The following is a 26,914-nucleotide window of genomic DNA, read 5'->3' as shown; positions in this document are numbered from 1 at the left end:
CGACGCCAACGCGACCGGCTGCTTTTCCCAATTGATGACATCGTATTGAGGAGTGCCGCTTCAATGGCGAATTTTTTCATTGACCGCCCAATCTTTGCCTGGGTGTTGGCGATAATGATCTGCCTGACCGGCGCGCTGGCAATAAAATCATTGCCGATAGAACAATACCCTGACCTGGCGCCGCCCAACGTGCGTATTACCGCTAACTATCCCGGCGCATCAGCAGAAACGCTGGAAAATACGGTAACGCAGATTATCGAACAAAGCATGACCGGCATCGATAACCTGATGTATATGTCATCGCAAAGCAGCAACACCGGCCAGGCCACCATTACGCTGACCTTTTCCGCCGGTACCGATCCTGACGAAGCGCGCCAGCAGGTGCAAAACCAGCTGCAATCCGCGCTGCGTAAGCTGCCGCAGGATGTCCAGCAGCAGGGCGTGACGGTAAACAAAACCGGCGACAGTAATATCCTGATGTTTGCTTTTGTCTCTACCGACGGCAGCATGGATAAGCAGGATATAGCGGACTATGTAGCGAGTAATATTCAGGATCCGCTCAGCCGTATTAGCGGCGTGGGTCAGGTGGATGCCTACGGCACACAGTATGCGATGCGTATCTGGCTCGATCCGAACAAGCTGATTAACTATGCGTTAACCACCAGCGACGTGGTGAGCGCCATTGAATCGCAAAATAGTCAGGTTGCCGTGGGTCAGGTCGGCGGCACCCCGTCGGTGGATAATCAGGCGTTAAACGCCACGGTGAATTCCCAGTCTCTGCTGCAAACACCAGAGCAATTTAAAGCCATTACGCTGCGCACCAATCATGATGGCTCGGTGGTCACGCTGGGCGATGTCGCCGAGGTGGCGCTGGGGGCAGAAAAATATGATTACCTCAGCCGCTATAACGGTATGCCTGCGTCAGGGCTCGGCATTAAGCTTGCTTCCGGTGCCAATGAACTGGAAACCGACCAGCTGGTACGGGCGCGTATTGCTGAGCTTTCCCCTTATTTCCCGCATGGCCTGGAAGCGAAAATCGCCTATGAGACCACGCCGTTTGTTACCGCTTCGATTCGTGATGTGGTGAAAACTCTGCTGGAAGCGGTGCTGCTGGTATTTTTAGTAATGTATCTGTTTATGCAGAACTTCCGCGCCACGCTTATTCCCACCATTGCGGTGCCGGTGGTATTGCTGGGCACGTTCTCCGTTCTGTACGCCTGCGGGTTCAGTATTAATACGCTCACTATGTTCGCGATGGTACTGGCGATCGGGCTGCTGGTGGATGATGCGATTGTGGTGGTGGAAAACGTCGAGCGCATCATGATTGAGGAAGGGTTATCGCCACGCGACGCGACGCGTAAATCGATGGGGCAAATTCAGGGCGCGCTGGTGGGTATCACCCTGGTGCTCTCTGCGGTGTTTGTGCCGATGGCATTTTTTGGCGGCACCGTAGGCGCTATTTATCGGCAGTTCTCTATTACCGTGGTTTCGGCAATGGTACTGTCGGTGCTGGTGGCGATGATTCTTACGCCTGCGCTTTGCGCCTCGCTGCTGAAGCCGATAGCGGCTGGACATCAACAGCGGCGCGGCTTTTTCGGCTGGTTTAATCGTATGTTTACGCGCAATACCGACCGTTATGAGCGCGGCGTGGCAAAGCTGCTGCGCCAGGCAGGACGCTGGCTGCTGCTCTATCTGGCGATTATTGCCGTGATGGCCCTGCTTTTTTTACGTCTGCCCTCCTCTTTCCTGCCGCTGGAAGATCGCGGCATTTTTACCACTCAGGTTCAGCTACCGCCGGGCTCGACTCAGCAGCAAACGCTGAAGGTGGTGGAAAAAGTCGAAAACTACTATCTGACCCATGAGAAAGAGAATATCGAATCGGTATTTGCCACCGTTGGTTCAGGGCCAGGCGGCAACGGGCAGAACGTAGCGCGCCTGTTTGTACGCCTGAAGAACTGGGAAGAACGCTCAGATGCCGATCGCTCCTCTTTCGCCATTATTGAAAGGGCGACAAAAGCTTTCCGCAAAATTCAGGAAGCGAGGGTCATCGCCAGCAGTCCGCCAGCGATTACCGGGATGGGTAGCGCCGCCGGTTTTGATATGGAACTGCAGGATCACGCCGGTATTGGTCACGCTAAGCTGATGGAGATGCGTGATCAGCTGCTGGCGAAGGCTGACCGCGATCCGCGCCTGGCGCGCGTGCGGCATAACGGCCTCGACGACAGTCCGCAGCTGCGTATCGATATCGATCAGCGCAAAGCGCAGGCGCTGGGCGTCTCCATTGATGATATTAACAGCACGCTGACCACCGGCTGGGGCTCAACCTATGTCAATGACTTCCTTGATCGCGGGCGAGTGAAAAAAGTTTATGTTCAGGCGGCGGCAAAATATCGCATGCTGCCGGATGATATTAATAAATGGTATGTACGCAACAGCGAGGGCGGCATGGTGCCGTTTAGCGCCTTTGCGAAAACCGCATGGGAAACCGGTTCGCCGCGTCTGGAACGCTATAACGGCTATTCGTCGCTGGAGATTGTAGGTGAAGCCGCGCCTGGCGTTAGTACCGGTACGGCGATGGATGCAATGGAAGAGTTGGTGAAACAACTGCCGCTCGGCGTGGGTTTGCAGTGGACCGGCGCATCGCTACAGGAGCGGCTATCGGGTTCGCAGGCGCCGGCGCTGTATGCGATTTCTCTGCTGGTGGTGTTCCTCTGCCTGGCGGCTCTGTATGAGAGCTGGTCGATTCCGTTTGCCGTAATGCTGGTGGTGCCGCTTGGCGTGGTAGGCGCGCTGGTGGCCACATGGGCGCGCGGGCTGGAAAATGATGTCTATTTTCAGGTGGGGCTATTGACGGTGATTGGTCTGTCGGCAAAAAACGCCATTTTGATCGTGGAGTTTGCCAATGACATCAACAGCCGTGGCGGCGATCTGATTGAATCAACGCTGGAAGCGTGCCGTCAGCGTCTGCGGCCGATTCTGATGACCTCGCTGGCATTTGTTTTTGGCGTATTGCCAATGGCGATCAGCAACGGTGCCGGCTCCGGCAGTCAGCATGCGGTAGGCACCGGCGTAATGGGCGGTATGATTTCTGCGACGCTGCTGGCGATCTTCTTTGTGCCGTTGTTTTTTGTATTAATCAGACGGCGTTTTCCATTAATCACCCGCACCGCTGAAAAAAAGTAAACAGTAATTATGCATTAAACACGCATAAATAATAAAGGCAGCCGGTAAACCGGCTGCCTTATTTATTTTTATGGAATTTCAGATGCTAAAACGAATAGTGAGTTCGTTACGCTTCTCTTTATCAGGCATTATTACTTGCGTAACATCGCGTCAATAAAGTCTTTCCAGTTCCCCAGTTCAGTGTCAATCATATCTACCTCTCTTCTTATTAAAGTCTATATTACGCTCGTTTTTGCAGCAAAGGAATCGATGTTTTCAAAATTACTATGGGAATAGCTCCTAAAAACCCAATCAATTTCAAAAAATGATAGCTGACTCACACTTCAGCAAAATTAATAACGTCCTGCAATAATTAATAATATCGTTCCTGAGGTTTCATCGCTTTCATCAAGGTAGGTCTTTGAAGTCGCCACCAGCATCCAGGTAATTGTTATATATAGCTATTAATTGTAAGGCGAGAGAAAAAGAGCCTGGAAAAACTTGCGATGGTCAGAGGAGGTTAAAGCGCAACGCCAGAGCGGTTGGCTGACAGGTTTCACTTTCGCGTTGTCATGATCAGGCTTATCGCGGGTAGTCGATGTCAGATTGTCCAGAAAACTGCCTGAACGCGGTGCCGGTCTGCCAGAGAAGCCAGCTTTTACCCTATGAAGCGCAGCTTTTATTTTTCAGGCAGGCTAAACTTTATGGAAATATATTTGTTAACTATCAAGGATCCGGCAATAATTTATCAGCAGCAGTAAAGCATATTTACATTACAATCTTACCTGCACAGAATAAATATATTTCAGGCTCTATGATTTATCACAACTGGGGAGAATCAAGAGTTCAGCCAGCGCCATCATTTATCCTCGGCGTTTCAGGGTGAAGGCGCTGTCACCAGCGCCTTATGGTTTATCACCACTCAAGACAAATTTTACCCAAATGAGCACCGCTCTGTTGCCAGGCAAAGGCTTTGCTGAGCTCTTCATATTTGAAGATGCGGTCAATAACCGGCTTCTGCTCCATAACTTCCAGCGCCCTGACAAAATCCAGCTGATCCTGACGGCTGGCCACAATCAGACCTTTAAGGTGAACCTGTTTACTCAGCAGAGTAACCACAGGCACTGCAGCTTCATTCCCGGAGAGAATGCCAATTTGTGCAATATGGCCGCCCACCTTCACTGACTTAAGCGATTCATTAAGGGTTGCCGGTCCGCCCACTTCAACCACATGGTCCACACCAAAACCATTGGTCAGTTCCAGCACTTTATCTCCCCACTCGGGCGTGGTTCTGTAGTTAATGGTTTCATCAGCGCCGAGCTGTTTTACCCGGGCAAGCTTCTCATCAGATGATGAGGTGGCAATGACTTTTGCGCCCATTGCTTTAGCAATCTGCAGCGCCGCGATAGATACCCCGCCGGTTCCCTGAACCAGGACGGTTTCTCCCGCCTTAAGATTGCCATCGGTAATCAGCGCTCTCCAGGCGGTCAGGCCAGAAGTGGTGATGGTTGCTGACTCAATATGACTCCAGCCTGCTGGAGCACGGGTAAATGCCCCCTCCGCACGGACCACATATTCACAGGCCATGCCATCAATACCGTCACCTGGCGTATGGGCGAAGCCGCCAACTGCCGGCACAGGTTTGCCTGCTGACCAGAGCGGGAAAAATGTTGAGACAACATGATCGCCAACGTTAAACGCTTCCACGCCCTCTCCCACTTCTTCTACGATCCCTGCGCCGTCAGAAAGCAATATTCTTCCATCCGCTGTGGGCCATTGTCCGCCAGCAACCGCTAAATCGTGAAAATTCAGAGATCCGGCCATGATAGCGACCCGGATTTCACCTTTACCGGGTTTACCTGGGTCCGGGATATCCGATACGGTAATATTTTCCAGCCCACCAGGCGCTCTAAGAGTTAATGCTTTCATTTGATCTCCATTATCATGATTGGCTTTATGCTCAGAATAATCATACATGTACTTTATAAAACAGAGTCTTTTTTATGACACAGGTACATTTTGCAACTTGTTAACTTTTTTGGATTCATGATCTGTGCTCTGCAAGTACCTTAAAGAGCAGCGATGAGTAAACGACAAACAGCCCCTGCGTAATTTGGGGCGGATTCAATTAAACCAGCCACCGTTATTTGCCATACGCTTTAATTTGAAGCGCATCTGCTGACAAATTCGTGGCCGTTAATCATTTGCATTTGCTGCCCTTCCATTACGTTGCCTGATAGTCATAACTCTGATGCAATCAATCAGATTGTTATTGAACTCTTTTCAGACGCATACTTTTATCAGACCAAGCAGCTGCTGCTAGTTACCTGATATAAAAAAGTTTTCACAGTAACAAGCTCTTTCCACGTTCTCACCTCAATGCACTGTGCATAAAACCATGCAATCAATGATGCAATCAAGTTTCATATTGATTTTCTTTATGGTATCAATACAGGTGCACTCACTATCCATATAAGCAGGAAGATGATTACCTCACTTTTTACTCGCTGGTCATCCCAGCTTCAGCAGCACTCTCAACGTCCGGCTTACCTGCTTATCGCTGATTTTATTGCGGAAGGGATTAACAGTGGCGAATTACCGTCAGGCTGTCGGTTACCGCCGCTGCGTGAACTGGCTCCTGTCCTTGGCCTTAACTATACAACCGTGACGCGCGCCTATGCTGAAGCGCGCCGCCGGGGGCTGATAGATTCCCGCCCTGGCTTAGGCAGCTTTATTCGCAGTAAAGCCTCGCCGTCTTCACCCACAGCGGTCAGCATCTATGAAATGACTATGAATGCGCCCGTAGAGCCGGAAGGACCCGCTATTGAGGAGGCGATACGAAACGGCGCGCTCACTCTTTTCAATAGCAGCGATATGATGAGCCTGATGCGTTATCAGGATTTTGGCGGCACCGCTGAAGACAAAGCAGCCGCGATGCACTGGATAGGCCATCAACTAAAATTAAAAAATGAGGCGGAAATCCTGGTTTGTCCGGGTATACACAGCGTTCTTGTGGGCCTGCTTACGCTTTTTAAGCGTAAAAATGGCGCTGTTTGCGTAAGCAATCTGGTTTATCCGGGAATAAAAGCGATCGCCAGCCAGCTTAACGTTAGATTAAAAGCGGTAGTCTGTGACAGTGAAGGCCCCGATCCTTTCGCTTTTGAAGCGCTGTGTAAAACAGGCGGTATCAGTGCTTTTTACGTTAATCCAACGCTCCATAACCCCACGACCATTACCATTCCTGCCGGACGCAGAATGGCGCTGGCTGAAATTTGTCGCCGTTACAATATTTCAGTGATTGAAGACGATGCCTATGCCGCTCTGATGGAAAATCGTATTCCAGCCTTTGCTGAACTGATGCCGGAATTAACCTGGTACATTACCGGCATGTCTAAATGTTTTGGACCCGGTCTGCGCATTGCCTTCGTCAAAGGGCCCGATAAGCAATCAACACAGTTGCTCTCCGGTGTGCTTCGGGCTTTAACGGTCATGTCGAGTCCGCTGACCAATGCGCTGGCACGTCAGTGGATCAATGACGGCACGGCTGAGCGAATGTTAGCGGCAATACGGGCAGAAGCGAAGGTACGTCAAAAAATGGCGGCGGTTTATCTTGCGGGCCTGAACTACCGTGCTGATATAAATGGTTATCATCTGTGGTTGCCACTGCCAAAAATGATTAATTCTCACTCTTCAGACGTGGCCGCTAAATTACGCGAGCAGGGAATGAGCGTTGTCTCTGGCGTTGCCTTTTGCACCGACAATAATCCTCCTGAGGCGCTGCGCTTATGTCTTGGCGGCGCTAAAACCCGTCTGCAATGTGAAGATAATCTTAAAACGCTGGCTGAAATGCTCTCAGATCCACTCCATTTCGCCAGTATGGCCATTTAGTATGAGCATCAAGAGGCGTTTAAAACGCGAAAAAGATATTGCTGTAACCCATTTAATATAAGTTTAGATGTTAACGCACTGAAATAATTAATCATTAATACGACGATATTTACAAGGCTTAAGCGATGAACAATGAACTTAACACTCTTTTGCAGGAAGAGTTAGACAAAATCAACCGGGAAGAAAACCGAAACGATCGGCCCTACTTTGACGTTTCCTTTATCAAACTCTATCCGGGCCTTTATGGGTTAATGTGTTTTCTGTTCGTGTTAACCATGAGCCTGTTACTCTATTCTGATTCATTCGGAAATATCGAATATAGCGTCTGCTGTATCATCTTTATTATTTGCAATTTCTTTTTCTTTTTTCATATTAACCCCTCCTACAAAGTGACAGATATTGACAAAGGAGCCTGGAAGAATTGCTACACGGGCGACTGGTATATGGAAGTCCATGTACGGGAAGCCTTTATTAAGGCACTTCTCGAGGGTAATGTGTTAACTGACTCGGAGAAAAAACGCCTTACAGAGCAATATGATAAGAAAGGCTATTTATACTTTTCAGATATTTACCGCCTGAGAAAGTAAAGCCGCCCTGTTCCTTAGCCGGTGAAGAATATAGTAAAGGCCTTTTACCAGCAGAGGCCTTTTTATTTATCTGCGGGAATAATCTGTTCATTACACAGCAGAGTAAAATCAAAGTCAGCCACCTGAGCAATACCTTTATTGCTTAATGACCCGCTGGCGATGACATTGCTCTGGCCTCAGTTTATCTCCGCTGGCTGAACGCACCTCCAGTGGCAGAATGGCCTGTTTATGCTCATTGTCGAGCAGTACCGAATGCATTTCACCTTTCTCAAACAGGTATCGCTCTCCCCACTGCCGCATCGCTATCACTATTGGAAATACAGAACGACCTTTTTCAGTCAGGACATATTCTTTATAGGCGCTGCCGTCTGAAGCAGGAGAGACGGTAAAAATGCCTGTTTCAACCAGCTTTTTAAGTCTTGCAGCCAGAATATTTCTGGCAAGCCCCAGATTTTTTTGAAATTCACTAAACCTGCGCACATCATCAAAGGCTTCCCGAATTATCATCAGGCACCAGCGCTCACCGATCGCCTCTAATGTCCTGCCGACAGGGCATTCCCCGTTACTGAGTGATTCCTGTTTAGCCATCACAGCTCTTCTTTTCTCTGTGTTCTCATATGCGCTCAGCTTAATCGCAAACAAAGGTAGTTGCAAAAAAAAACCGCAACTGATAAACAAGACCAGGTGGTTTTAAAAAGAAACCACATTCACAATGGAAAGGATGATGGCTATAAAACCGATATTAACGCCCTGGCTGACTTTTCTCTTTTCTGTGGCCTGCGCTTGCTCTGTTGCAAACGTTTATTTTGCTCAGCCACTTCTTGAGTCGATGGCTGACAGCCTCAATGTGCAGCCCGGTTTAATCGGCATGGTGGTTACCGTTACTCAGACGGGATATGCGGTGGGATTACTCTTTTTGGTACCACTTGGCGATCTGCTTAATCGAAAAAAGCTCATTATTACTCAGGTTCTGCTTTCAGCTCTGGCCCTGATCATTGCTGGCTTTTCCTGGCACTGGGCCTCGCTTCTGGCCGCGATGTTTTTTGTTGGTCTGATGGCCGTGGTGGTTCAGGTCATCGTGGCCTATACGGCTCTGCTTGCTGCGCCACAGTGGCAGGGTAAAGCCGTTGGCACCGTAACCAGTGGTGTGGTTCTGGGGATCCTGCTGGCGCGTTTTATTGCCGGGCTTATTGCTGATTTTTCCGGATGGCGAGCCGTCTACCTTAGTTCAGCATGTCTGATGCTGATCATGGCCGCCGTGCTTGGTAAAGCGATTCCTGCTACCCCGCTTGCGCCACTTAAAGCATCTTATCGTACACTCATGCTGTCGCTAATCAGGCTATTTGTCGCTGACGCCACGCTGAGAGTCAGAAGCGTTTTTGCCCTGCTTATTTTTGCTGCCTTCAGTATGTTCTGGACATCAATGGTATTGCCGCTAAGTGAGCGTTCGCTTTCTCATACCCAAATTGGCCTCTTTGGACTGGCTGGCATCGCGGGTGCCCTGGCTGCCTCTAAAGCCGGCTTGTGGGCTGACCGGGGCATGGGGCATCGCACCACTGGCATAGCGCTGGCACTGTTAACGTTTTCCTGGCTGCCCATCGCTTTTGCCGAAACTTCCCTGGTACTACTGGTGCTGGGAGTCATCCTGCTGGACTTCGCGGTCCAGGCAGTTCACGTAACTAACCAGAGCCTGATATTTGCCGCCAGGCCTGATGCACAAAGCCGCGTTGTCGGTGCCTATATGTGTTTTTATTCTCTGGGCAGCGCATCAGGGGCGATCATCGCTACGCAATTTTATGCCCTCTGGGGCTGGCATGCAGTATGCCTGGCCGGTGCAGCAGTCAGCGCTATGGCTTTGATATTATGGCGATGGTTACAAAAACAGTAAGACACTCTGAGCCGTTTCGGCCTTTACTGTCAGGGCGTCCAGTCAGGTATGAAAAAGCATGACGAGTGCGTAACGGCTGAATGATTCTGACTTTATCGTTACAATCATGTTTATGACAAAAATCTGTAGCTGATCGGATAAAGCATTTTTTTTGGCGGTCCGGTTGTCGTTACTGCTTTGAGACCTGCTACCTATTCTGCAATACAGACAGCATTTAAGAGCACCAAAAATTATGTTTAAGATTTACGGCATCAAAAACTGCGACACTATCAAAAAAGCGCGTCGCTTTCTCGACAGCCAGCCCGTTGATTATCATTACCATGACTATCGGGTGGATGGATTAAACAGCGACCTGTTACAAAGTTTTATCGATACGCTCGGCTGGCAGGCGCTGTTAAATACGCGCGGTACCACCTGGCGCAAACTCTCTGCAGAGGAAAAAGCAACGATCGATAACGCGGAAGCGGCAAAAGCGTTAATGCTGGAGCAACCGGCGCTGATCAAACGTCCATTGCTCACTGCGGCAGACGGATCTATGCTGCTGGGTTTTAATGAAAATCACTACCAGCAGTTTATTCAGGAGAAGTCATAGTATGTTTTGTCCGGTTATTGAGCTGGCGCAGCAGCTTATTCGTCGCCCTTCGCTGAGTCCTGATGATGCCGGATGTCAGGCGCTAATGATTGAGCGTCTGCAGGCGATTGGCTTCACCGTTGAACCCATCAATATTGCCGATACGCAGAATTTCTGGGCCTGGCGCGGTCAGGGCGAAACGCTGGCCTTTGCCGGTCATACTGATGTGGTGCCGCCCGGCGATACCAGCCGCTGGATCAATCCGCCGTTTGAACCCACCATTCGCGATGGCATGCTGTTTGGTCGCGGCGCTGCCGATATGAAAGGCTCGCTGGCGGCCATGGTGGTGGCTGCGGAGCGTTTTGTCGCCGCCCACCCTCAGCATCGCGGGCGTCTGGCGTTTCTGATCACCTCCGATGAGGAAGCCAACGCTACCCACGGTACGGTAAAGGTGGTTGAACACCTGATGGCGCGTAATGAGCGCCTGGATTACTGTCTGGTTGGCGAGCCCTCCAGTACGGTCCAGGTGGGCGACGTGGTGAAAAACGGCCGTCGCGGCTCAATAACCGCTAACCTGACCCTTCATGGCGTACAAGGACACGTTGCCTATCCCCATCTGGCGGATAATCCGGTACATCGCGCCCTGCCCGCACTGAATGAACTTGTCGCCACCGAATGGGATCGGGGCAACGAATTTTTCCCGCCAACCAGTATGCAGATCGCCAACGTCCAGGCCGGAACCGGCAGCAATAACGTGATCCCCGGCGAGCTGTTTGTGCAGTTTAACTTCCGCTTCAGCACCGAACTGACCGATGCAGATATTCGCCAGCGCGTTGCCGACCTGCTGGATCGCCATCAGCTGCGCTATTCCCTTGAATGGAAACTCTCCGGGCAACCGTTCTTGACCACACGCGGCCAGTTGGTGGATGCGGTAATCAACGCAGTTGAACACTATACTGAAACCAGGCCTGAGCTACAGACCACCGGCGGTACGTCCGATGGGCGTTTTATTGCCCGTATGGGCGCTCAGGTAGTGGAACTGGGACCGGTTAATGCCACCATTCATAAAATCAATGAGTGCGTGAAGGCATCCGATCTGCAACTGCTGAGCCGTATGTATCAACGCATCATGGAGCAGCTGATCGCATAAGCGTTCTTCAGGAGGAAACATCATGGAATGGGTAAAAGATTACTGGTGGATCATTGTGATCCTGTTGCTGGTTGGCGTCATGGTCAACGTTTATAAAGATCTGAAGCGCATCGACCACAAAAAATTTATGGCGAATAAGCCCGATCTGCCGCCACATCGTGACTTTAACGATAAGTGGGATGATGAAGACGACTGGCCGAAAAAGAAATAGTCCGGGGGCAGCAGCGAGCGCTGCCCTTTTGCTGTTGCATGATTACATAAAAGTTACCACGTCATCGCCAGGCTTACCGCTGCTGAGCGCCTCTTCAAAATAGCGGCGCGGCACGGTATAACGCAGATGATCCAATGCCAGGTTCATGCTGCGCTGATCGATGGCGTGCGGTAGATCTTCCACAATATCCAGCGTCACATCTCCACCCAGCGAGGTCAGACGCTCCGCCGCCTGCTGCGCCAGTTCAGCCTGATAAACCTCATCATTTTCGCCATGAATCAAATGAATCGTGGTCTTGACGCTGGCCTGTTCCGGCAGGCTGGCATAACGACCGCTAAAGGCCACGATCCTGCCCGCCATCGCTGGCTGCACCTTGCTGCTCTCCAGCACCATTACGCTGCCCTGCGAAAAACCGATCAGCGCCGTCGCCTCAGGCTGTACGCCGCTAAGCTGCTGCCACTCTTGCACCGACTGCAAAAACTGGGGCATGACCTCATCGACCTGTTGCTGCAGGCTGACATCCTGCAACGCGCTTTCACTGTACCACTGGCGGCCTGGCGCGGGACCACCTGCTTCAGGCCCGCCAATACTCACCACCAGCGCCTGCGGAAAGACTTCTGCAAACCAACTGCCAATCTGTCCCATTGAGACCGGGTTATCGCCAGCGGCATGATAAAGCAGAAACAGCTGCGTTGGGGGAGCAGACGGACTTTGCACAACAAAATGGTTAAGTTTCATAACATCCTCCTCGCTATTAACTATAAGACGTTTACAGCGAAAGCAGGTCTGGAAAGGAAAATTAGCGTGGATTTATCTCAGTGTGGAAAGCGTGCGCTGGGCATTTTTACAGCGTTCAGCATCCAGCTGCCGCATCAGCTGTTGAGCCTCAACGCGCCATCTGCCCAGCAGCGCCTTGCGTCCGCTCAGGCCCAGATCGCGGCAGATGTCGCCCAGCGGCCTGCGCTGGATAATGGCGTGCCAGAGCGCCAGCTCGCTGCTTTCGCCAGCCAGCAGCAGACGCCCCAGCGCCGGCAGGCTAACCTCGAAAGGCCGATGGGCAAAAGCAAAACCAGCCAGCGCCAGCCAGTCCGCCTCATTCAACGACGGCTGACTTGCGATTGCCAGCGGAATCGGCTCATCAATTAACGGCTGCAGCCAGAAAAGATCGCGCGCCAGCTGCTGCTCCGCCTGCTGGCTCAGCAGCTCCCCAGCCTCGCTCAACGGCAGAATAGCCATTACGCTATAGCAGCCGCTGCTCGCCTCGCGCTGCGTAGCGATACGCGCCAGGGTAAAACCGCAGCGCTGCCAAAAGTGCCACAGCTCCTCAGTAAAACCAAAACTCACTGAAAGATAGTCCAGCCCCTGCGCCTGCTGGCGGGCAAACTCAACCATTCGGCTGCCCACCTGCTGCCGTCGCAGGCCCGGCGCAACGGCAATACGGCTGATGCGCTGCGATCGCAGCTGTGCGGCCTGCGGAAAACCGGCATGAGCGGCCAGAGACTGCGCGACCAGATTGCCACGCGGACGCCGCAGCCCGGCCCATACCTGCCAGGCCAGCGCAGCGGTAAGCCCTCCTTCCGCCACCAGCCATGCCGCTCCGCAGACCTCTCTGCAAGCGCTTTCCGCAGCAATAAATTGTTGCCCTGGCGCATCCATCAGGCGGCGTAAATCAAGCGGCGTGGTGCGATAATGCGCGCTGGTTAACAGCCGATAGAGCGCCAGCAGACGCGGCCCATCCTGCTGTTCACACCCGGCGATCGTTAATCCCTTATCTGTCGCGCTGTGCGTCGTGCCTTGCGCCTCATCCAGCAGCAGCGCAGCATTGACCAGGCTTTCCAGCGGATCGCCCTGACGCCAGCGTAGCGGCTCATCCAGCTGATAAAAACGCGCCTGCGGCAATGCGGCGCAGAATTTCAGCAAAAAGCCGCGTCCGGTGCCTTCATAGCCCTGTACGGTGGTGGTTAATAATACGCGCGGAAAGCGCGTTATCAGACGCTGCAGCAACGGTGCCGGAATAGCCGCCGCCTCGTCAATAATCAGCCAGTCAGCCTGCTGCGGCTCCGCGCTGGCCAGCAGCGCATCGGGTGCGATAAAGGCGAAACGTTCACCGGCAAAACGGGCCAGCACCTCTGTCGAGACTTTCGCTGGCGCGGTAACCAGACAACGTCCCGGCCAACGCTGCATCAGCATGCCAGCCAGCGCCGACTTCCCGCGTCCTCGGGCGGCAGTCAACACAGAGATGCCGGGCGGCGCCTGCAAAAGGTGGCTGAGCAGCCGCTGCTGCTGCTCTAACCCGGCGGGCTGCCACGAAGATAGCGATAAAGAGGTTGGCATGCGGCAGGGCTGATGCTGCTGATGCAGCAACACCTGTTGATCCGCATAAAGCTGGCGCTGTAAATGATGAATAAAATGGGGCGTGGCAATGGGTATGTCGCTTTCGCTCCAGCGTAGCGAGTCGCTGTCAGGATGCAGGGACCACGTCTTCCAGGGCGGCGTCAGCAGCAGCAGCCAGCTCCCGGCGCTGAGCGTGCCCGCCAGCGCAGCAAAGGATTCACTGTGAAATCCCTGACGGGCATCAAAGATGGCATGGCGGAATTCTTGCCCTAAAAGATTGCGCAGCGCTGAAGGCGCAACGCTGTTGGGCAACTGCGGATCGTCACTAAGAAAAAGCCAGTCTCCCGCCAGCGCCTGTTGCCATTGCTGCGCCTGCTCGTCACACCAGTCAGGATCGCCAGCAAGCACCGCCAGCCGCCGAATGCCGGTACGCTGCATCTCAGCGGTAACGGATAACAGCATCTTTATTTAGCGGCGGCGAACGTATCGCATCGGCCCGGATTGCCAGAATCAAAGCCTTGTTTAAACCAGCTGTAACGCTGTTCCGAGGTGCCGTGGGTAAAGCTGTCCGGGGTGACGCGTCCCTGGCTCTGCTGCTGGAGCCGATCGTCGCCAATCGCTTCGGCCGCATTCAGCGCTTCCTGCAGGTCGCCCGGCTCCAGAATCTGCTGCTGCTGCATATAGTGGCCCCAGACGCCTGCAAAGCAATCCGCCTGTAGCTCCAGTTTCACCGACAGCTGATTCACCTGGCTTTGTGAGGCGCCCTGCTGCATCTGGCGTACTTTCGGTTCAATACCCAACAGTTTCTGCACGTGATGACCTACCTCATGCGCAATAACATAGCCCTGCGCGAAGTCGCCCCCGGCACCCAGCTTGTTTTTCAGTTCATCATAAAAAGAGAGATCGATATAAACGGTGCTATCCGCCGGGCAATAAAACGGGCCCATCACCGATTGTCCGGTGCCACAGCCGGTACGCGTAGCGTTGCGGTACATAACCAGATGCGGCGGCTGATACTCTTTGCCCATCTGGGTAAAGAGTTTTTGCCAGGTATCTTCCGTTGTGGCGAGGATCACCGAGGTAAACTTTGCCGCTTCATCATCCTGCGGACTGATACGCTGCGTTTGGCTTTGCTGAGTAACCGACCCGCCGCCGGTAAGCAATGGGGACAAATCATAGCCGTAATAACTGGCAATTATCACCACCACCAGCAGGATAACCCCGCCTTTACCACGCGGAATGCGCATGCGTCCGAAGCCCACGGTGGGAGACTGATTCCGACGATCTTCTACATTGTCGCTTTCGCGACGCCCTTGCCAACGCATGACTTTCCCCTGTTACTGATTCCTGGCGAATACGGCAAATTCTAGTCGCGACGGCGCTGAATAACCAGCAGGCGGCACGCGGAATGGAAGGGTAACGGAAAAAGCGGAGGGGAACAATGTTGGGGAACCAGGCCGACGGCACATGCGCGTCGGCCACGGGCAGGAAGTTTAGTCGAGCTTAACGCCCAGACGCTGTGCCACTTCTTCGTAAGCTTCGATCACGCCGCCCAGGCTCTGGCGAAAGCGATCTTTATCCATTTTGTTCATGGTCTGCTTGTCCCACAGGCGGGCGCCGTCTGGTGAAAATTCATCGCCCAGCGTGACTTCGCCTTTGTAGAGACCGAACTCCAGCTTGAAGTCCACCAGGATCAGACCGGCATCGTCAAACAGTTTGCTGAGCACCTCGTTAGCCTTGTAGGTCAGCTCACGCATGCGCACCAGATTCTCTTTATTTACCCAGCCAAAAGTCTCGCAGTAGGATTCGTTGACCATCGGATCGTGTTTGGCATCATCTTTCAAAAACAGATCGAACAGCGGGGGATTGAGGACGATCCCCTCCTCCACGCCCAAACGTTTCACCAGCGAACCTGCCGCGCGGTTACGGATAACGCATTCAACCGGCACCATCTCCAGTTTTTTTACCAGCGCTTCGTTATCTGAGAGCAGCGCTTCCATCTGGGTTGGAATGCCCGCCTCTTCCAGCTTACGCATGATGAAATAGTTAAACTTGTTGTTTACCATTCCTTTGCGATCAAACTGTTCAATACGTGCGCCGTCTCCTGCTGACGTATCATTGCGGAATTCGAGTACCAACAGATCCGGGTTTTCGGTGCTGTAAACGGTTTTCGCTTTGCCGCGATACAACTCAGCTAGCTTTTGCATCTTGATAAACTCCAAACTGGGAAAAGTGTGAATGGTCATAACCACACGACGCAATCGTTTACGTCGTGGCGCGACATTATGCCAAAATTCAATAAAAAAGGCCGGAGTTTTCCGGCCTTTTTTTTACTGGCTCAGGGCTGCCTGAAAGACCGCCACCAGCGCGTCGTTTTGCGACTGCGTCAGTACGTGGCCTTTCGGATCGATAAACTGCAGACTGCTGCGGTTATCGAGGTCGCCGACCTGCAGCTTATAATCGCCGTTCGGCAACTGCGGATCTTTAGCACCGATTTCATCCCAGGTGCTGTCGCCCGGCGCGTTATAGGTAACCGCCATGCTGCCCTGCGAACGGTTGCTGTCGGTCACTTCCATGCCGATACGCTTCAACGCCGCCGGCAAACGCTGCCAGGTGACATTAAACGGCGCACGCAGAATCAGGTTCGGCAAGCCGGTATCATCCGCGCCGCTCTGCACATCAATCTGTGCGGCGCTGCGGTTAGCTGCAGCATCCTGTGCGGCAGTATCCATCTTATCCAGACCGGTGCTGATGTCGTTCAGCATCTGCGCGGTATAACGCTGGATCTGCGTTGGCGAAGTAATATCTTTACCCGCCTGCTGCAGCTGCAGCAGTTTTACGGTCAGCGCCTGCTGATACCCTTGCTGCTGCACACTGATCTGATAGCGGCCACGGTACTGGTTGTCTTCATCCGCACGGTTCCACTCCACCCAGTCGGTGGTCAGTTGCTGGCTGGCATCCTGACGCGCGGCGATCGGGAAGTGGTAAGACTGCACCACATTGACCACCTGTGACCAGATTGAACCGCTGCGGCTGTTCTCCATCATCAACACGCCGGTATTACCGCTAAACTGCGCACGTGCGCCGTTCATCAGCGCCAGCGGCTGAGCGGGCGGACGAATGTCCAGCTGTTTGCCCATCGCGCCGTTCGCGTTGGCGCGCGGCACGTCGTAATCTCCATTTTGCAGCGGCAGAATCATTCCTGCCGGCGCGCGTAAATCCTGCAGCTCAGCCGCCTGCAGGTAAGTTTCATCTCCGCTGACCTGACGCTTATAGCGCTGATCGTTGGAACATCCTGCCAGCAGCATCACCGTGGATAGCCCAACGATAGTCGCAACCGTGGACTTTTTTACTGAATAAGCCATTAACTCTCCCTAAATTACAGCAGACCCGCATTTTTCAGCGCCTGCTCCACAACCGGACACGCCGCCGCGGATAACGGAACCATTGGCAGGCGCAGGGTATCGGTCGCGATTAATCCCAGTTTTTTCGCGGCCCATTTCACCGGAACAGGATTAGATTCAACAAACAATTTCTGATGCAGATGCATCAGGCGCTGGTTTAGATGACGCGCCTCGGCGAAGTTGCCTTCGCGCGCCAGCCGACACAGTTCAACCATTTCACGTGCGGCGATATTTGCCGTAACGGAAATCACACCGTGGCCGCCCAGCTGCATAAAGTCCAGTGCGGTAGCGTCATCGCCGCTAACCAGCACGAACTCATCATCAACCAGCTCTTGGATCTGGCTGACGCGGGATAAGTTCCCGGTTGCCTCTTTGATCCCGATAATATTTTTGATTTTCGCCAGGCGCGCCACCGTTTCGGGCAGCATATCGCAACCGGTGCGCGAGGGTACGTTATACAGCATTTGTGGCAGATCGGTACTTTCTGCGATCGCTTTAAAGTGCTGATACAGCCCTTCCTGCGTTGGGCGGTTGTAATAAGGCGTTACGGTAAGACAGCCGATAACGCCACTATTTTCAAAGCGTTTAGTCAGAGAGATGCCTTCTGCGGTAGCATTCGCGCCGGTTCCGGCAATCACCGGAATACGACCGTCGGCCAGGTCAAGCGTCATCATCACCACATCGCCGTGCTCATCATGGCTAAGCGTCGCGGATTCGCCGGTGGTTCCCACAGAAACGATGGCGGATGTTCCGCTCTCGACATGATAATCAATCAGTTTTTTCAGGCTCGCACGGCAGACATTACCTTTGTCATCCATTGGCGTAACGAGCGCAACAATACTTCCCGTGAACATTGGCCATCCCCTCGACAAACAAGTACTTCATGGTACGTTTGACCGGCGGGGAAAAGCAAGCGACCAGGGGCCGGGAGCGCTTGGCAGAGGGTATTTTTTATGTTTACCTACGGGTTATTACCATTACTTATCAGCTTACCCCACAGGAAAAGTTATTTTGCCGCAAACACCGCAACACTTTTTAGTTATTACGGCGTTGGGCGTCGATCGTCCTGGGATCGTCAATGCCATTACTCGTCACGTCAGCAGCTGCGGCTGTAATATCGAAGACAGCCGCCTGGCCATGCTGGGTGAAGAGTTTACCTTTATCATGCTGCTTTCCGGCAGTTGGAACGCGATTACCTTAATTGAGTCTACGCTGCCGCTGAAAGGTGCCGAGATGGAGCTGCTGATTGTAATGAAGCGCACCAATGCCAGCCGCCGACCGCCGATGCCGGAAACCGTTTGGGTGCAGGTGGAAGTCAACGACTCGCCGCATATTATCGAACGCTTTACCGATCTCTTTGATTCACACCAGATGAATATCGCAGAACTGGTTTCGCGCACTCAGTTAACGCAAGAACATCAGCCACCCTTGCTCTATATTCAAATTACGGCTCACAGCCCGGCGCACCGGGACGCGACATTAATCGAGCAGGCGTTTCACGCCCTATGTACAGAACTTCATGCGCAAGGCACTATTAGCGTGGTCAATTATCCGCAGCATGATGAAAAAATGGAGATGAGTGATGAATCCACTGAAAGCCGGTGATATCGCACCGAAATTTAGTTTGCCCGATCAGGACGGCGAACAAGTAAATTTAACCGACTTCCAGGGACAGCGCGTTTTGGTCTATTTCTATCCCAAAGCGATGACGCCCGGTTGCACCATTCAGGCGTGCGGCCTGCGTGACAATATGGATGAATTTAAAAAAGCGGGCGTAGAGGTTTTGGGTATCAGTACCGATAAGCCGGAAAAGCTGTCTCGTTTCGCCGAAAAAGAGCTGTTAAATTTTACGCTGCTCTCGGATGAAAACCATGAAGTCAGCCAACAGTTTGGCGTCTGGGGAGAGAAAACCTTTATGGGGAAAACCTACGACGGCATTCACCGCATCAGCTTTTTGATTGATGCCAACGGCTATGTTGAGAAGGTTTTCGATGATTTTAAAACCAGCAATCACTACGATATTGTGATGGCATATCTGAAATCAGTCTGAGAAAACGCGTGGCGTCAACGACGCCACACAACCTTACTGAAACTCACCGCCTGAAGTATCCTCAGGCCAGGCATGGACCACCGCTTTGATAAGCGTCGCCAGCGGAATGGCAAAAAACACGCCCCAGAAGCCCCACAGCCCGCCGAAAATCACCACCGCAAGAATAATCACCAGCGGATGTAAATTTACCGCTTCGGAGAAGAGCACCGGCACCAGCACGTTGCCATCCAGCGCCTGGATAACCAGATAGACAATGATCATCGTCCAGAAATCGCTGCCCAGCCCCCACTGAAAAAGCCCCACGCAGATCACCGGCAGGGTAACCGCCAGCGCACCGATATAAGGGATCAGCACCGACAGCCCAACCAATACCGCCAGCAGCAGCGCGTAATTCAGCCCCAGCACCAGAAAAGCGATCCAGGTCGCGACACCGACCACCACCATTTCCAGCACTTTGCCGCGAATATAGTTGGTGATCTGCTGATTCATCTCGCTCCAGACCTGCCCCGCCAGACCGCGATTGCGCGGCAGCACACGGCGCACCGCATTCAGCATCTGCTGCTTATCCTTTAGCAGGAAAAAGAGCATTAGCGGCACCAGCACCAGATAGATTGCCAGCGTCATCAAGCCCACCAGCGAAGCCAGCGAATATTTCACTACTGACTCGCCAACGCCTGACAGTCGGCTTCGCAAATTCTCGATCACAATATCAACGATACCGGCATCGGCCAGCGCCGGAAACCGTGCCGGCAGTCCGGCAGAGAAGGTATAAAGCTTATTCAGCATATTCGGCATGTCACGCACTAAATGGATGCCCTGCTGCCAGGCAACCGGCGCGACCACCAGCACAAAAAGCAACAGAATGCCTACAAAGAACGCCAGCACAATGGTGGTGGCCCAGCTGCGGGAACAGCCCAGCCGCTCCAGACGCACTGTAGGCCACTCCAGCAGATAAGCCATTACCAGCGCCACCAGCAGCGGCGCCAGCAAGTCACTGAAAAAAAACAGGATAAAAAAAGCTGCCAGCAATATTACCAGCAGGGCAATCGCCTCCGGATCGCTAAAGCGACGGCGATACCATTGAATCAAAAGAGCCAGCACGGCGTATCCTTCCCGTATCAACAAGGCTGACGATTGTACTGAAATGCGCGACAGAAAACAGAACAACCTTAAGCGTTAGCTTTCATAGAGCGGCGTCTCGTTCTCTGATTGCGCCGCTGCGGCAATCACACGGTTTCTACCGCCGCGCTTAGCGCGATACAACGCCTCATCGGCGCGCCGGAAACAGGATGAAATCGCCTCGCGATCGGATAACCAGCAGCTGACCCCAATCGACAGCGTCACCTCACCAACCGGATCGATCGCCTGACGCTGCGTCGCCTGGCGTAAGCGTTCCGCCATCTTCATCGCCGTGTCATGATCGACTCCCGGCAGGATCATTAAAAACTCTTCACCGCCGCTGCGGCAGGCTACGTCCGTTTGCCGTGCATAGCTTTTCAGTTGTTGCGCCACCTGCTGGATAACCCGGTCGCCAGCACCATGTCCCCAGGTATCATTAACCTGCTTGAAATGATCGATGTCGAGCGCCAGCACGGCAAAAGGCTGGCGCGTGGTGGCAAGGTAGTCCAGCACCGCCTGCAGGCCACGGCGGTTAAGCAACTGCGTCAGCGGATCGGTTTGCGCCTCAGATTTCAGCTGGCCGATCTTGGTTTGCATTAGCCCGATACCGGAAAGCAGTGCCCGCTTGATTTGCGATGCTTCAAAATACCAGGAGCGGATACGGCTAATTTCCATGGCGGCATCCTGCTCATCCATTTGGCCCGCTTTACGCGCCAGCTGCCACAGCGGCATGGCGATCAGCCGCGCCAGCAGCCAGGCTGCTGCCAGGGTTATCAGCGCCAGCGGCAGCGAATGCTGTATGACCTGAAACAACAGGCTGCTAAGCGGTGCCAGCGTCACGCTGGTTTGCTTGAGCACCAGAATAGTCCAGTCGGAGTCCGGCACGTGCGCGTAGCCCGCCAGCATTGGCACGCCCCGCTCATCGGTAACTTCCTGATAGCCGCTGCTGGCATAGGCGATCGCATCCTGATGCAGCAGCGGCGCAATTTTCTTCCCAACCATCTGACCATTCTGGTGATAAAGCACGCGGTTATTGCGATCCAGCACATAAAGTTGCGTTCCGTCACGGTAAAACTGACTAAGCAGCAGTTCATGCAGAATGCTTTTACGCTTCAGGTAAATGGTGCCGCCAATGTACCCAAGGTAGCTGCCGGCCGCAGACCAAACCGGGCGGGAAACAAACACGATCAGGTTATTTGCCGCCGAAAGGCTGGGCTGCCCAATCAACGCGGTGCGCCGCGCCAGCGCTTCACGCGCGCTGTCGGTATGCAACTGCGTGCCCTTCAACGTCAACGACTCAGGTGAGATTGCGCGCACCCAACCGGCGGCATCAACAACCACCACCGAATTAAAGCTGTTGGTTTGCTGCCGAAGACGCTCAACCTCTTTCTGTAACAGCGCTTCATCATCAAAGCGCTCGCTAAGCTCGGTAGCGCTCCAGGCCAGCTGTGACTGAGCCTGCTGAAAAAACTGCCCGGTCGAGGCAGCCAGTTTGGCAGCATAAACCCGGTTCGCCTCCAGCGTATTAGTGATCAGTTGTTCACGCTGAACGCGCCAGGCGGCGTACAAGGAATTAGCAAGGGTAATAACGATACTGGCCACGGCCAGCAGGGTAATAAGCGTCCGCAAATCCGTTTTCGGCCTTGGCAGCCTTAACATGGATTCGCCTCCATTGTGTTTATCATTTCTTTTGCGCCTTGTGGTGCTTTTATTATCAATACTTACCGTGCTACAGGTGCCCTGGTGAGATGCACGTCTCAATTGTACATGGATTGAGCAGACAGAAAAACGACTCAGCGCAGTTTATTAAGATTTTTCTTAGTTTGGTAAGTAAGCCTGAGCAGCAGGAAAGGAATAAGCTGGGTGAAAATGCAAAAAATGACACCGCCACTGGCGGTGTCATTTTGGATAGCGCAACAGAGAGAGAAAAAGATATATAATCAGAGCATTAACAGCGCATAACCCTGATTTTGCAGCGTGGCAACGGTTGTCCCGCTGGAAATAGTATGGGTCACTGATTTATCAATCCACTCACGATCAATATGATGGAAGGCCACCGACTGATCGCAAACCGTGACTTTTACGCCCGCCTTTTCCAGCTCGCTGATCAACTTAAGATTGGGGTTATCGATACCGTAAGCTTTATGGAATTCTTCATTATTCAGCCCGGCAATCACGGCATCGCCGTTCATTGATACCACAAAGTTAAGCTTATTCAGCGGAATACCTGCCGCATAATAGAGGTTAACAACGCGCGCGACGCGCTCCAGGCCCAGGTGCGGATCCTTGATGTCACCGTCGTTTTTATTAAGCTGAAAGACGATCTTATTGCTGAGGTTAGCATCATTACGCGGATTATAAGCGGGCGTATCCACGTAATGAATTTTGCCATAGTTAGCGATAGCTGGCGTTGACCAGAAGCCTTCCGGCTCGCTTTTGCTGTTAGCGATATGGTTAGTGACTTTGTCATAGAGCTGTGGTGCCTGAAGCACATTACCGCCGACAAAACCGGCCAGAGCCGCCACGACGATATAAGTTACGGGACGCATAAAAAAGCACTCCTTTAAAAGAGGATGTTAGTCATAGAAAACTGAAAGTATTATATTTGCAGCAGAACCTTTTCCCGATTTTCAGGCGAACAAGCGCCCTTCGATAAGATAAGAAATATCTCATCCGAGAGACGCTCGCGATCTGTTACTGCGTTTTATTTGCCACATAATTTTATTGCTGAACCCTGCCGCTAAATAAACTCCCGCCCCGCCTGCGTCTGGCAGAGAAGCCAACAAAAAAACCTTAACTGCATAACGCATTTTTTTTGCTCTCCGATGAATATTCAGCGGCGCCAGGAGGGAATCTCCACCTCTATCTCTTAGCGGCCTTTTTTATCTATATCACAGAGTCTTAGCAGGGAAATACAGGTTATGCAGCGACATTATCGAAGTACTTTCAACAAGAAAAAATAACCCACAACAATCATCGTTGTTTTCTTTATTTTTCGTTAATTAATGCCATTTAATCCCCGGAACGGAGTCTTAAGAATTACCTTACAAGAAGCCCCCTCAAAGCGATCCGATACAAAACAGAAAACAAACAAAGAAAAACAGGTAATGGTGCGCTTTCTTTAATTATCCCTGGACCTTAATCTCATCCTTTTTTTTTGAAATAAACCTATCAACAAGACCATTCTAAAATCCACAGCAGAGACCGTTTTTAACCATACCATCAGTGTTATTAACGATTTTAAAAATCCCTCTACATTATCAACAGCTGATTTTCAGAAGATGCTTAATCAAATCTCATGCCACTTTCAGTTTCTCTGAATAAGTTTACACAACTTTGAACTTCCGCCGTGACCTGACTCACTGTTTTTCCTTTATGGCATCAGGCTTAAACAGCCATTTCATTATGCAGTTTACCTCGCTAAGATAACGCCCTGAGCGTGGCTGCTGCGCTGGTATATGAACTATCAGGACCGGGATCGGTCGAAACGTTACTCTTTGCCCTGGGGAAGATGTATGTTTAATCGCTTGAAGAAAACTGTGATCGCTTCACTCATGATCACGCTGCTGGCTGGCAACGTGCTCCCTTCCCAGGCCGACGTCGCTGATACGCTTCCCGATATTGGCACCACCGCAGGCGGTACGTTATCGATCAATCAGGAACTGCAAATGGGCGATTTTTACGTCCGCCAGCTGCGGGCCAGCGCACCGCTGATCAACGATCCCCTGCTTAACCAGTACATTAATCAGCTTGGCGTGCGGCTGGTCGCGCACGCCAATTCAGTGCGCACGCCTTTTTATTTCTACCTGATCCGCAATGATGAAATAAACGCCTTCGCCTTCTTTGGCGGTAACGTTGTGCTGCATTCAGCCCTGTTCCGTACCAGCGACAATGAAAGTCAGCTCGCCTCGGTATTGGCGCACGAAATTTCGCACGTGACTCAGCGTCATCTGGCGCGTGCGATGGAAGAGCAGCAGCGTAACGCCCCGCTCACCTGGGTGGGTGCGCTGGGTTCAATTCTGCTGGCAATGGCTAATCCACAGGCGGGTATGGCGGGTTTAGCCGGTACTCTGGCGGGCACGCGGCAGGGGGTGATCTCATTTACGCAGAACAACGAACAGGAAGCGGATCGGATCGGTATTCAGGTTTTGCAGCGTGCTGGTTTCGATCCGCAGGCGATGCCCAATTTTTTACAGAAGCTGGCGGATCAGTCCCGTTTCGCCTTTAAGCCGCCGGAAATTCTGCTGACGCACCCGCTGCCGGACAGCCGTCTGGCCGATGCCCGTAATCGGGCCAGCCAGATGCGTCCGGTAGTGGTGCAGTCTTCGCAGGATTACTACATGGCGAAAGCCCGCGCGCTGGGCATGTATGCTACCGGGCAGAATCAGCTGGGCGAAGATTTGCTGGAAGAGTGGTCGAAAGGCAATGCACGTCAGCAGCAGGCTGCGCAATACGGCAGAGCGCTGTTGTTCCTGGAAGCCAAAAGCTTTGCTAATGCAAAGAAGATTATCGAGCCGCTACTGGCAAAAGATCCTGGCAACGTCTGGTATCTGGATATCATGACCGATATTGATTTAGGCCTGAATCAGCCGCAAGCGGCAGTAAAGCGTCTGATGGCGCAGAAAGCCAGCAGTAACGACCCGGTGTTACAGCTTAACCTGGCGAATGCGCTCCTGGAGGCCAAACAGCCTGTGGCAGCCAGCCGCATCCTGAATCGCTATACCTGGGCGCATCCTGACGATACTAACGGTTGGGATCTGCTGGCGCAGGCGTCGGCGGCACAAAACCGACGTGATGAGGAGCTGTCGGCGCGTGCAGAGGGGCTGGCATTAACCGGTCAGTTAGATCAGGCGATCACCACGCTGAGCAGCGCCAGCGCGCAGGTGACGCTGGGCAGTTTGACGCAGGCGCGCTATGACGCCCGTATCGATCAGCTGCGTCAGCTACAGCTGCGCTTCCGGCAATATCAAAAAGGGCGTTAATCATCCTACAGCGCCAGAATTTCCTTCACAAACGGAATAGTGAGCTTACGCTGGGCGCTAATGGAAGCCCGATCGAGACGATCCAGCGTGGTAAACAGCGTACGCATCTCACGATCCAGTCGCTTTAGCAGAAAACGCCCCACATCTTCCGGCAGCTCGAAACCTCGCAGGCTGGCGCGTAGCTGTAGCGCCTGCAACTTATCCTCATCCGAGAGCGGCTGTAATTTATAGATTTGGCCCCAGTCGAGGCGTGAAGCGAGATCTGGCAGCTTAAGATTAAGCTGGCGCGGCGGGCGATCGCCGGTGATCAGCAGACGCGTTTTTCCGGTTTCCAGAATGCGGTTATAGAGATCGAAGATCGCCATCTCCCACTCATCTTCTCCGGCAATGCATTCGATATTATCGATGCAAACCAGCGCAAGCTGTTCCATGCCATCCAGGACTTCCGGCACGAACCAGGTACGTTTATCAAGCGGAACATAGCCAACGGCATCGCCGCGCGTTGACATTTCAGCACAGGCGGCATGTAGCAGATGGCTGCGTCCGCCGCCCTGACGTGACCAGAAATAGAGATAACTGCCATGTTCCTGCGCTAAAGCGCCTTTCAGTGCAGCCAGCAGGGACGAATTTTCTCCCGGCCAGAAACTGGCGAAAGTTTCGTCATCCGGTAAATAGAGTGGCAGTGAAAGTTGTGCCGGCGTGTTCAGAAGCACCTCAAGCGTGAACGGGCTAAAAACCGCAGTAGTTTAACACATCTTTTCACATGAAATGAAATCGCAGCATTAGGCTGCCCCACAGCATTGCGGGCCGTCTCTGCGGTAAAAGAAAATGCAATTTCCTGATGTTGGCAATCAGTAAAATGTCTTACTCACTAAAAAATCTTTATTTTATTTGGCGGTTCATGCATTGAACTGAACGATAATGCCGGCGGGCTGGTCGCCTGCACCTGGTGGGGCGGACTGGAGGTGCAATATCTCTGGGTGAGTGATGATTATCGCGCCCGTGGCTTTGGCCGTCAGCTGATGTTGTAGGCGGAAAAAGAGGCGAGAGCGCGCGGCCAAACCACAGTAATCGAAACCCATTACTGGTTAGGTAAAGTTTACCTGACGCCACATAAATATATTAATCAGCAGAAACCCAGCGTATTAATCACCGACGTTTCCAGTGACTTATTTAACCAGTCGGAGCTGGATATTATTTTTTTATGCTGCAGCGACTTTCCGTTAAGGAGATAGCCAAAATATATAATGCCAACCGTAAAACCATTCAAAAACGTATTTATAACATCTATCAAAAAGCGGATGTACATTCTCTTGCTCAGTTAGAAGAATATTGTTCTCATACACAGCTTGATAGTTATATTCCTTATCACCTGCCTGAAAAAAGCATTCAGTTTATCTGAAACTCTCACGGCCCCTTTTCATGATAAAGGCCGTCTGGGTTCAGTGCTGACAGGTCTGATTATCGCTATCAGTCTGCTGGGCTGGTTTGGCATTCAGAATGCGATTTTTTCCAGGTCGCTGAATGAGAGCCGTGGCATCGGCAGCAGCGATAAAAAAGGCGCCCTG

The 26,914-nt window shown here is 52.4% G+C and carries 25 protein-coding genes and 2 pseudogenes; 14 read left to right on the top strand and 13 right to left on the bottom strand.

Annotation, left to right across the window (positions count from 1 at the left end; all coding sequences use genetic code 11):
* Nucleotides 1-63 precede the first annotated feature (63 nt).
* Entirely contained in the window at nt 64-3,183 is a 3,120-nt protein-coding gene (acrD, locus tag ACQE3Y_RS01070) for a multidrug efflux RND transporter permease AcrD (RefSeq protein ID WP_426980695.1), read from the top strand.
* A gap of 131 nt (nt 3,184-3,314) precedes the next feature.
* Here acrD and ypfM read toward each other — a convergent pair whose 3' ends face one another.
* Nucleotides 3,315-3,374, bottom strand: coding sequence for a protein YpfM (ypfM, locus tag ACQE3Y_RS01065; protein WP_157130239.1), 60 nt, complete (start codon nt 3,372-3,374; stop codon nt 3,315-3,317).
* Between the two features lie 386 nt (nt 3,375-3,760).
* Here ypfM and ACQE3Y_RS01060 point away from each other — a divergent pair, with 386 nt between their 5' ends.
* Nucleotides 3,761-4,048, top strand: coding sequence for a hypothetical protein (locus tag ACQE3Y_RS01060; protein ID WP_426980694.1), 288 nt, complete (start codon nt 3,761-3,763; stop codon nt 4,046-4,048).
* 29 nt (nt 4,049-4,077) lie between these two features.
* Here ACQE3Y_RS01060 and ACQE3Y_RS01055 read toward each other — a convergent pair whose 3' ends face one another.
* A complete protein-coding gene (locus tag ACQE3Y_RS01055; protein WP_426971737.1) occupies nt 4,078-5,091 on the bottom strand; it encodes a zinc-dependent alcohol dehydrogenase family protein in 1,014 nt (337 codons plus the stop codon).
* A gap of 555 nt (nt 5,092-5,646) precedes the next feature.
* On the opposite strand from ACQE3Y_RS01055, the gene ACQE3Y_RS01050 reads away from it, so the two are divergent.
* Together ACQE3Y_RS01050 and ACQE3Y_RS01045 are read left to right on the top strand one after the other, a co-directional pair.
* The gene (locus tag ACQE3Y_RS01050) at nt 5,647-7,050 is read left to right on the top strand and encodes a PLP-dependent aminotransferase family protein (protein ID WP_426971736.1); all 1,404 of its coding nucleotides are present in this window, start codon (nt 5,647-5,649) and stop codon (nt 7,048-7,050) included.
* A gap of 125 nt (nt 7,051-7,175) precedes the next feature.
* Nucleotides 7,176-7,637: a YlaC family protein gene (locus tag ACQE3Y_RS01045; RefSeq protein WP_426980692.1), complete on the top strand. Its 462-nt coding sequence runs from the start codon at nt 7,176-7,178 to the stop codon at nt 7,635-7,637.
* Between the two features lie 135 nt (nt 7,638-7,772).
* Here ACQE3Y_RS01045 and ACQE3Y_RS01040 read toward each other — a convergent pair whose 3' ends face one another.
* Entirely contained in the window at nt 7,773-8,225 is a 453-nt protein-coding gene (locus tag ACQE3Y_RS01040) for a winged helix-turn-helix transcriptional regulator (protein WP_250650549.1), read from the bottom strand.
* 124 nt (nt 8,226-8,349) lie between these two features.
* Between ACQE3Y_RS01040 and ACQE3Y_RS01035 the strand changes: the two genes are divergently transcribed.
* From ACQE3Y_RS01035 to ACQE3Y_RS01020, 4 genes are all read left to right on the top strand, one after another.
* Nucleotides 8,350-9,525, top strand: a complete 1,176-nt coding sequence (locus tag ACQE3Y_RS01035; protein ID WP_426980691.1) for an MFS transporter — start codon at nt 8,350-8,352, stop codon at nt 9,523-9,525.
* A gap of 232 nt (nt 9,526-9,757) precedes the next feature.
* Nucleotides 9,758-10,117, top strand: a complete 360-nt coding sequence (locus tag ACQE3Y_RS01030; protein ID WP_426980690.1) for an ArsC family reductase — start codon at nt 9,758-9,760, stop codon at nt 10,115-10,117.
* Nucleotide 10,118: 1 nt separating this feature from the next.
* Entirely contained in the window at nt 10,119-11,246 is a 1,128-nt protein-coding gene (dapE, locus tag ACQE3Y_RS01025; RefSeq protein WP_426980689.1) for a succinyl-diaminopimelate desuccinylase, read from the top strand.
* A gap of 22 nt (nt 11,247-11,268) precedes the next feature.
* Entirely contained in the window at nt 11,269-11,457 is a 189-nt protein-coding gene (locus tag ACQE3Y_RS01020; protein ID WP_085070830.1) for a YpfN family protein, read from the top strand.
* A 42-nt stretch (nt 11,458-11,499) separates the two neighbouring features.
* On the opposite strand, the gene ypfH is transcribed toward ACQE3Y_RS01020, so the two are convergent.
* From ypfH to dapA, 6 genes are all read right to left on the bottom strand, one after another.
* On the bottom strand, nt 11,500-12,195 hold the full coding sequence (gene ypfH, locus ACQE3Y_RS01015) for an esterase (RefSeq protein ID WP_426980688.1): 696 nt from the start codon (nt 12,193-12,195) through the stop codon (nt 11,500-11,502).
* Nucleotides 12,196-12,267: 72 nt separating this feature from the next.
* Complete coding sequence (locus tag ACQE3Y_RS01010; RefSeq protein ID WP_426980687.1) at nt 12,268-14,253, bottom strand: tRNA(Met) cytidine acetyltransferase TmcA; 1,986 nt, start codon at nt 14,251-14,253, stop codon at nt 12,268-12,270.
* 2 nt (nt 14,254-14,255) lie between these two features.
* Entirely contained in the window at nt 14,256-15,116 is an 861-nt protein-coding gene (gene ypfJ / locus ACQE3Y_RS01005) for a KPN_02809 family neutral zinc metallopeptidase (protein WP_426971730.1), read from the bottom strand.
* Nucleotides 15,117-15,284: 168 nt separating this feature from the next.
* On the bottom strand, nt 15,285-15,998 hold the full coding sequence (gene purC / locus ACQE3Y_RS01000; RefSeq protein ID WP_426971729.1) for a phosphoribosylaminoimidazolesuccinocarboxamide synthase: 714 nt from the start codon (nt 15,996-15,998) through the stop codon (nt 15,285-15,287).
* A gap of 123 nt (nt 15,999-16,121) precedes the next feature.
* Entirely contained in the window at nt 16,122-17,156 is a 1,035-nt protein-coding gene (gene bamC, locus ACQE3Y_RS00995; protein ID WP_085070822.1) for an outer membrane protein assembly factor BamC, read from the bottom strand.
* 14 nt (nt 17,157-17,170) lie between these two features.
* Nucleotides 17,171-18,049, bottom strand: coding sequence for a 4-hydroxy-tetrahydrodipicolinate synthase (dapA, locus tag ACQE3Y_RS00990; protein ID WP_250650555.1), 879 nt, complete (start codon nt 18,047-18,049; stop codon nt 17,171-17,173).
* Nucleotides 18,050-18,206: 157 nt separating this feature from the next.
* On the opposite strand from dapA, the gene ACQE3Y_RS00985 reads away from it, so the two are divergent.
* Together ACQE3Y_RS00985 and bcp are read left to right on the top strand one after the other, a co-directional pair.
* Complete coding sequence (locus ACQE3Y_RS00985) at nt 18,207-18,800, top strand: glycine cleavage system transcriptional repressor (RefSeq protein ID WP_085070818.1); 594 nt, start codon at nt 18,207-18,209, stop codon at nt 18,798-18,800.
* The gene (gene bcp, locus ACQE3Y_RS00980; RefSeq protein WP_426971728.1) at nt 18,778-19,245 is read left to right on the top strand and encodes a thioredoxin-dependent thiol peroxidase; all 468 of its coding nucleotides are present in this window, start codon (nt 18,778-18,780) and stop codon (nt 19,243-19,245) included. Before ACQE3Y_RS00985 ends, bcp begins: the two co-directional genes overlap by 23 nt.
* Nucleotides 19,246-19,278: 33 nt before the next feature.
* Here bcp and ACQE3Y_RS00975 read toward each other — a convergent pair whose 3' ends face one another.
* Together ACQE3Y_RS00975 and ACQE3Y_RS00970 are read right to left on the bottom strand one after the other, a co-directional pair.
* Nucleotides 19,279-20,346 (bottom strand): AI-2E family transporter, encoded by a 1,068-nt coding sequence (locus ACQE3Y_RS00975; protein ID WP_426971727.1) that lies wholly within the window; start codon nt 20,344-20,346, stop codon nt 19,279-19,281.
* 75 nt (nt 20,347-20,421) lie between these two features.
* Nucleotides 20,422-22,023 (bottom strand): sensor domain-containing diguanylate cyclase, encoded by a 1,602-nt coding sequence (locus ACQE3Y_RS00970; protein WP_426971726.1) that lies wholly within the window; start codon nt 22,021-22,023, stop codon nt 20,422-20,424.
* A gap of 89 nt (nt 22,024-22,112) precedes the next feature.
* Here ACQE3Y_RS00970 and ACQE3Y_RS00965 point away from each other — a divergent pair, with 89 nt between their 5' ends.
* Complete coding sequence (locus tag ACQE3Y_RS00965; protein ID WP_426971725.1) at nt 22,113-22,304, top strand: hypothetical protein; 192 nt, start codon at nt 22,113-22,115, stop codon at nt 22,302-22,304.
* On the opposite strand, the gene ACQE3Y_RS00960 is transcribed toward ACQE3Y_RS00965, so the two are convergent.
* Nucleotides 22,305-22,913, bottom strand: coding sequence for a DsrE family protein (locus ACQE3Y_RS00960; protein WP_085070808.1), 609 nt, complete (start codon nt 22,911-22,913; stop codon nt 22,305-22,307).
* A 966-nt stretch (nt 22,914-23,879) separates the two neighbouring features.
* Here ACQE3Y_RS00960 and ACQE3Y_RS00955 point away from each other — a divergent pair.
* The gene (locus ACQE3Y_RS00955; RefSeq protein ID WP_426980686.1) at nt 23,880-25,346 is read left to right on the top strand and encodes a M48 family metalloprotease; all 1,467 of its coding nucleotides are present in this window, start codon (nt 23,880-23,882) and stop codon (nt 25,344-25,346) included.
* A gap of 5 nt (nt 25,347-25,351) precedes the next feature.
* Here the strand turns inward: ACQE3Y_RS00955 and hda are convergent, their stop codons facing one another.
* Nucleotides 25,352-26,053, bottom strand: coding sequence for a DnaA inactivator Hda (hda, locus tag ACQE3Y_RS00950; RefSeq protein WP_237172496.1), 702 nt, complete (start codon nt 26,051-26,053; stop codon nt 25,352-25,354).
* Nucleotides 26,054-26,275: 222 nt separating this feature from the next.
* Here hda and ACQE3Y_RS00945 point away from each other — a divergent pair.
* A pseudogene (locus ACQE3Y_RS00945) lies at nt 26,276-26,374 on the top strand (GNAT family N-acetyltransferase); the annotation flags it as partial.
* Between the two features lie 21 nt (nt 26,375-26,395).
* Nucleotides 26,396-26,748, top strand: a pseudogene (locus tag ACQE3Y_RS00940) (helix-turn-helix transcriptional regulator); the annotation flags it as partial.
* Nucleotides 26,749-26,914 lie beyond the last annotated feature (166 nt).

The sequence above is a fragment of the Pantoea sp. FN0305 genome (assembly GCF_050113845.1).
Classification (GTDB): domain Bacteria; phylum Pseudomonadota; class Gammaproteobacteria; order Enterobacterales; family Enterobacteriaceae; genus Mixta; species Mixta alhagi.
This window is presented reverse-complemented; position numbering and strand designations above follow the sequence as displayed.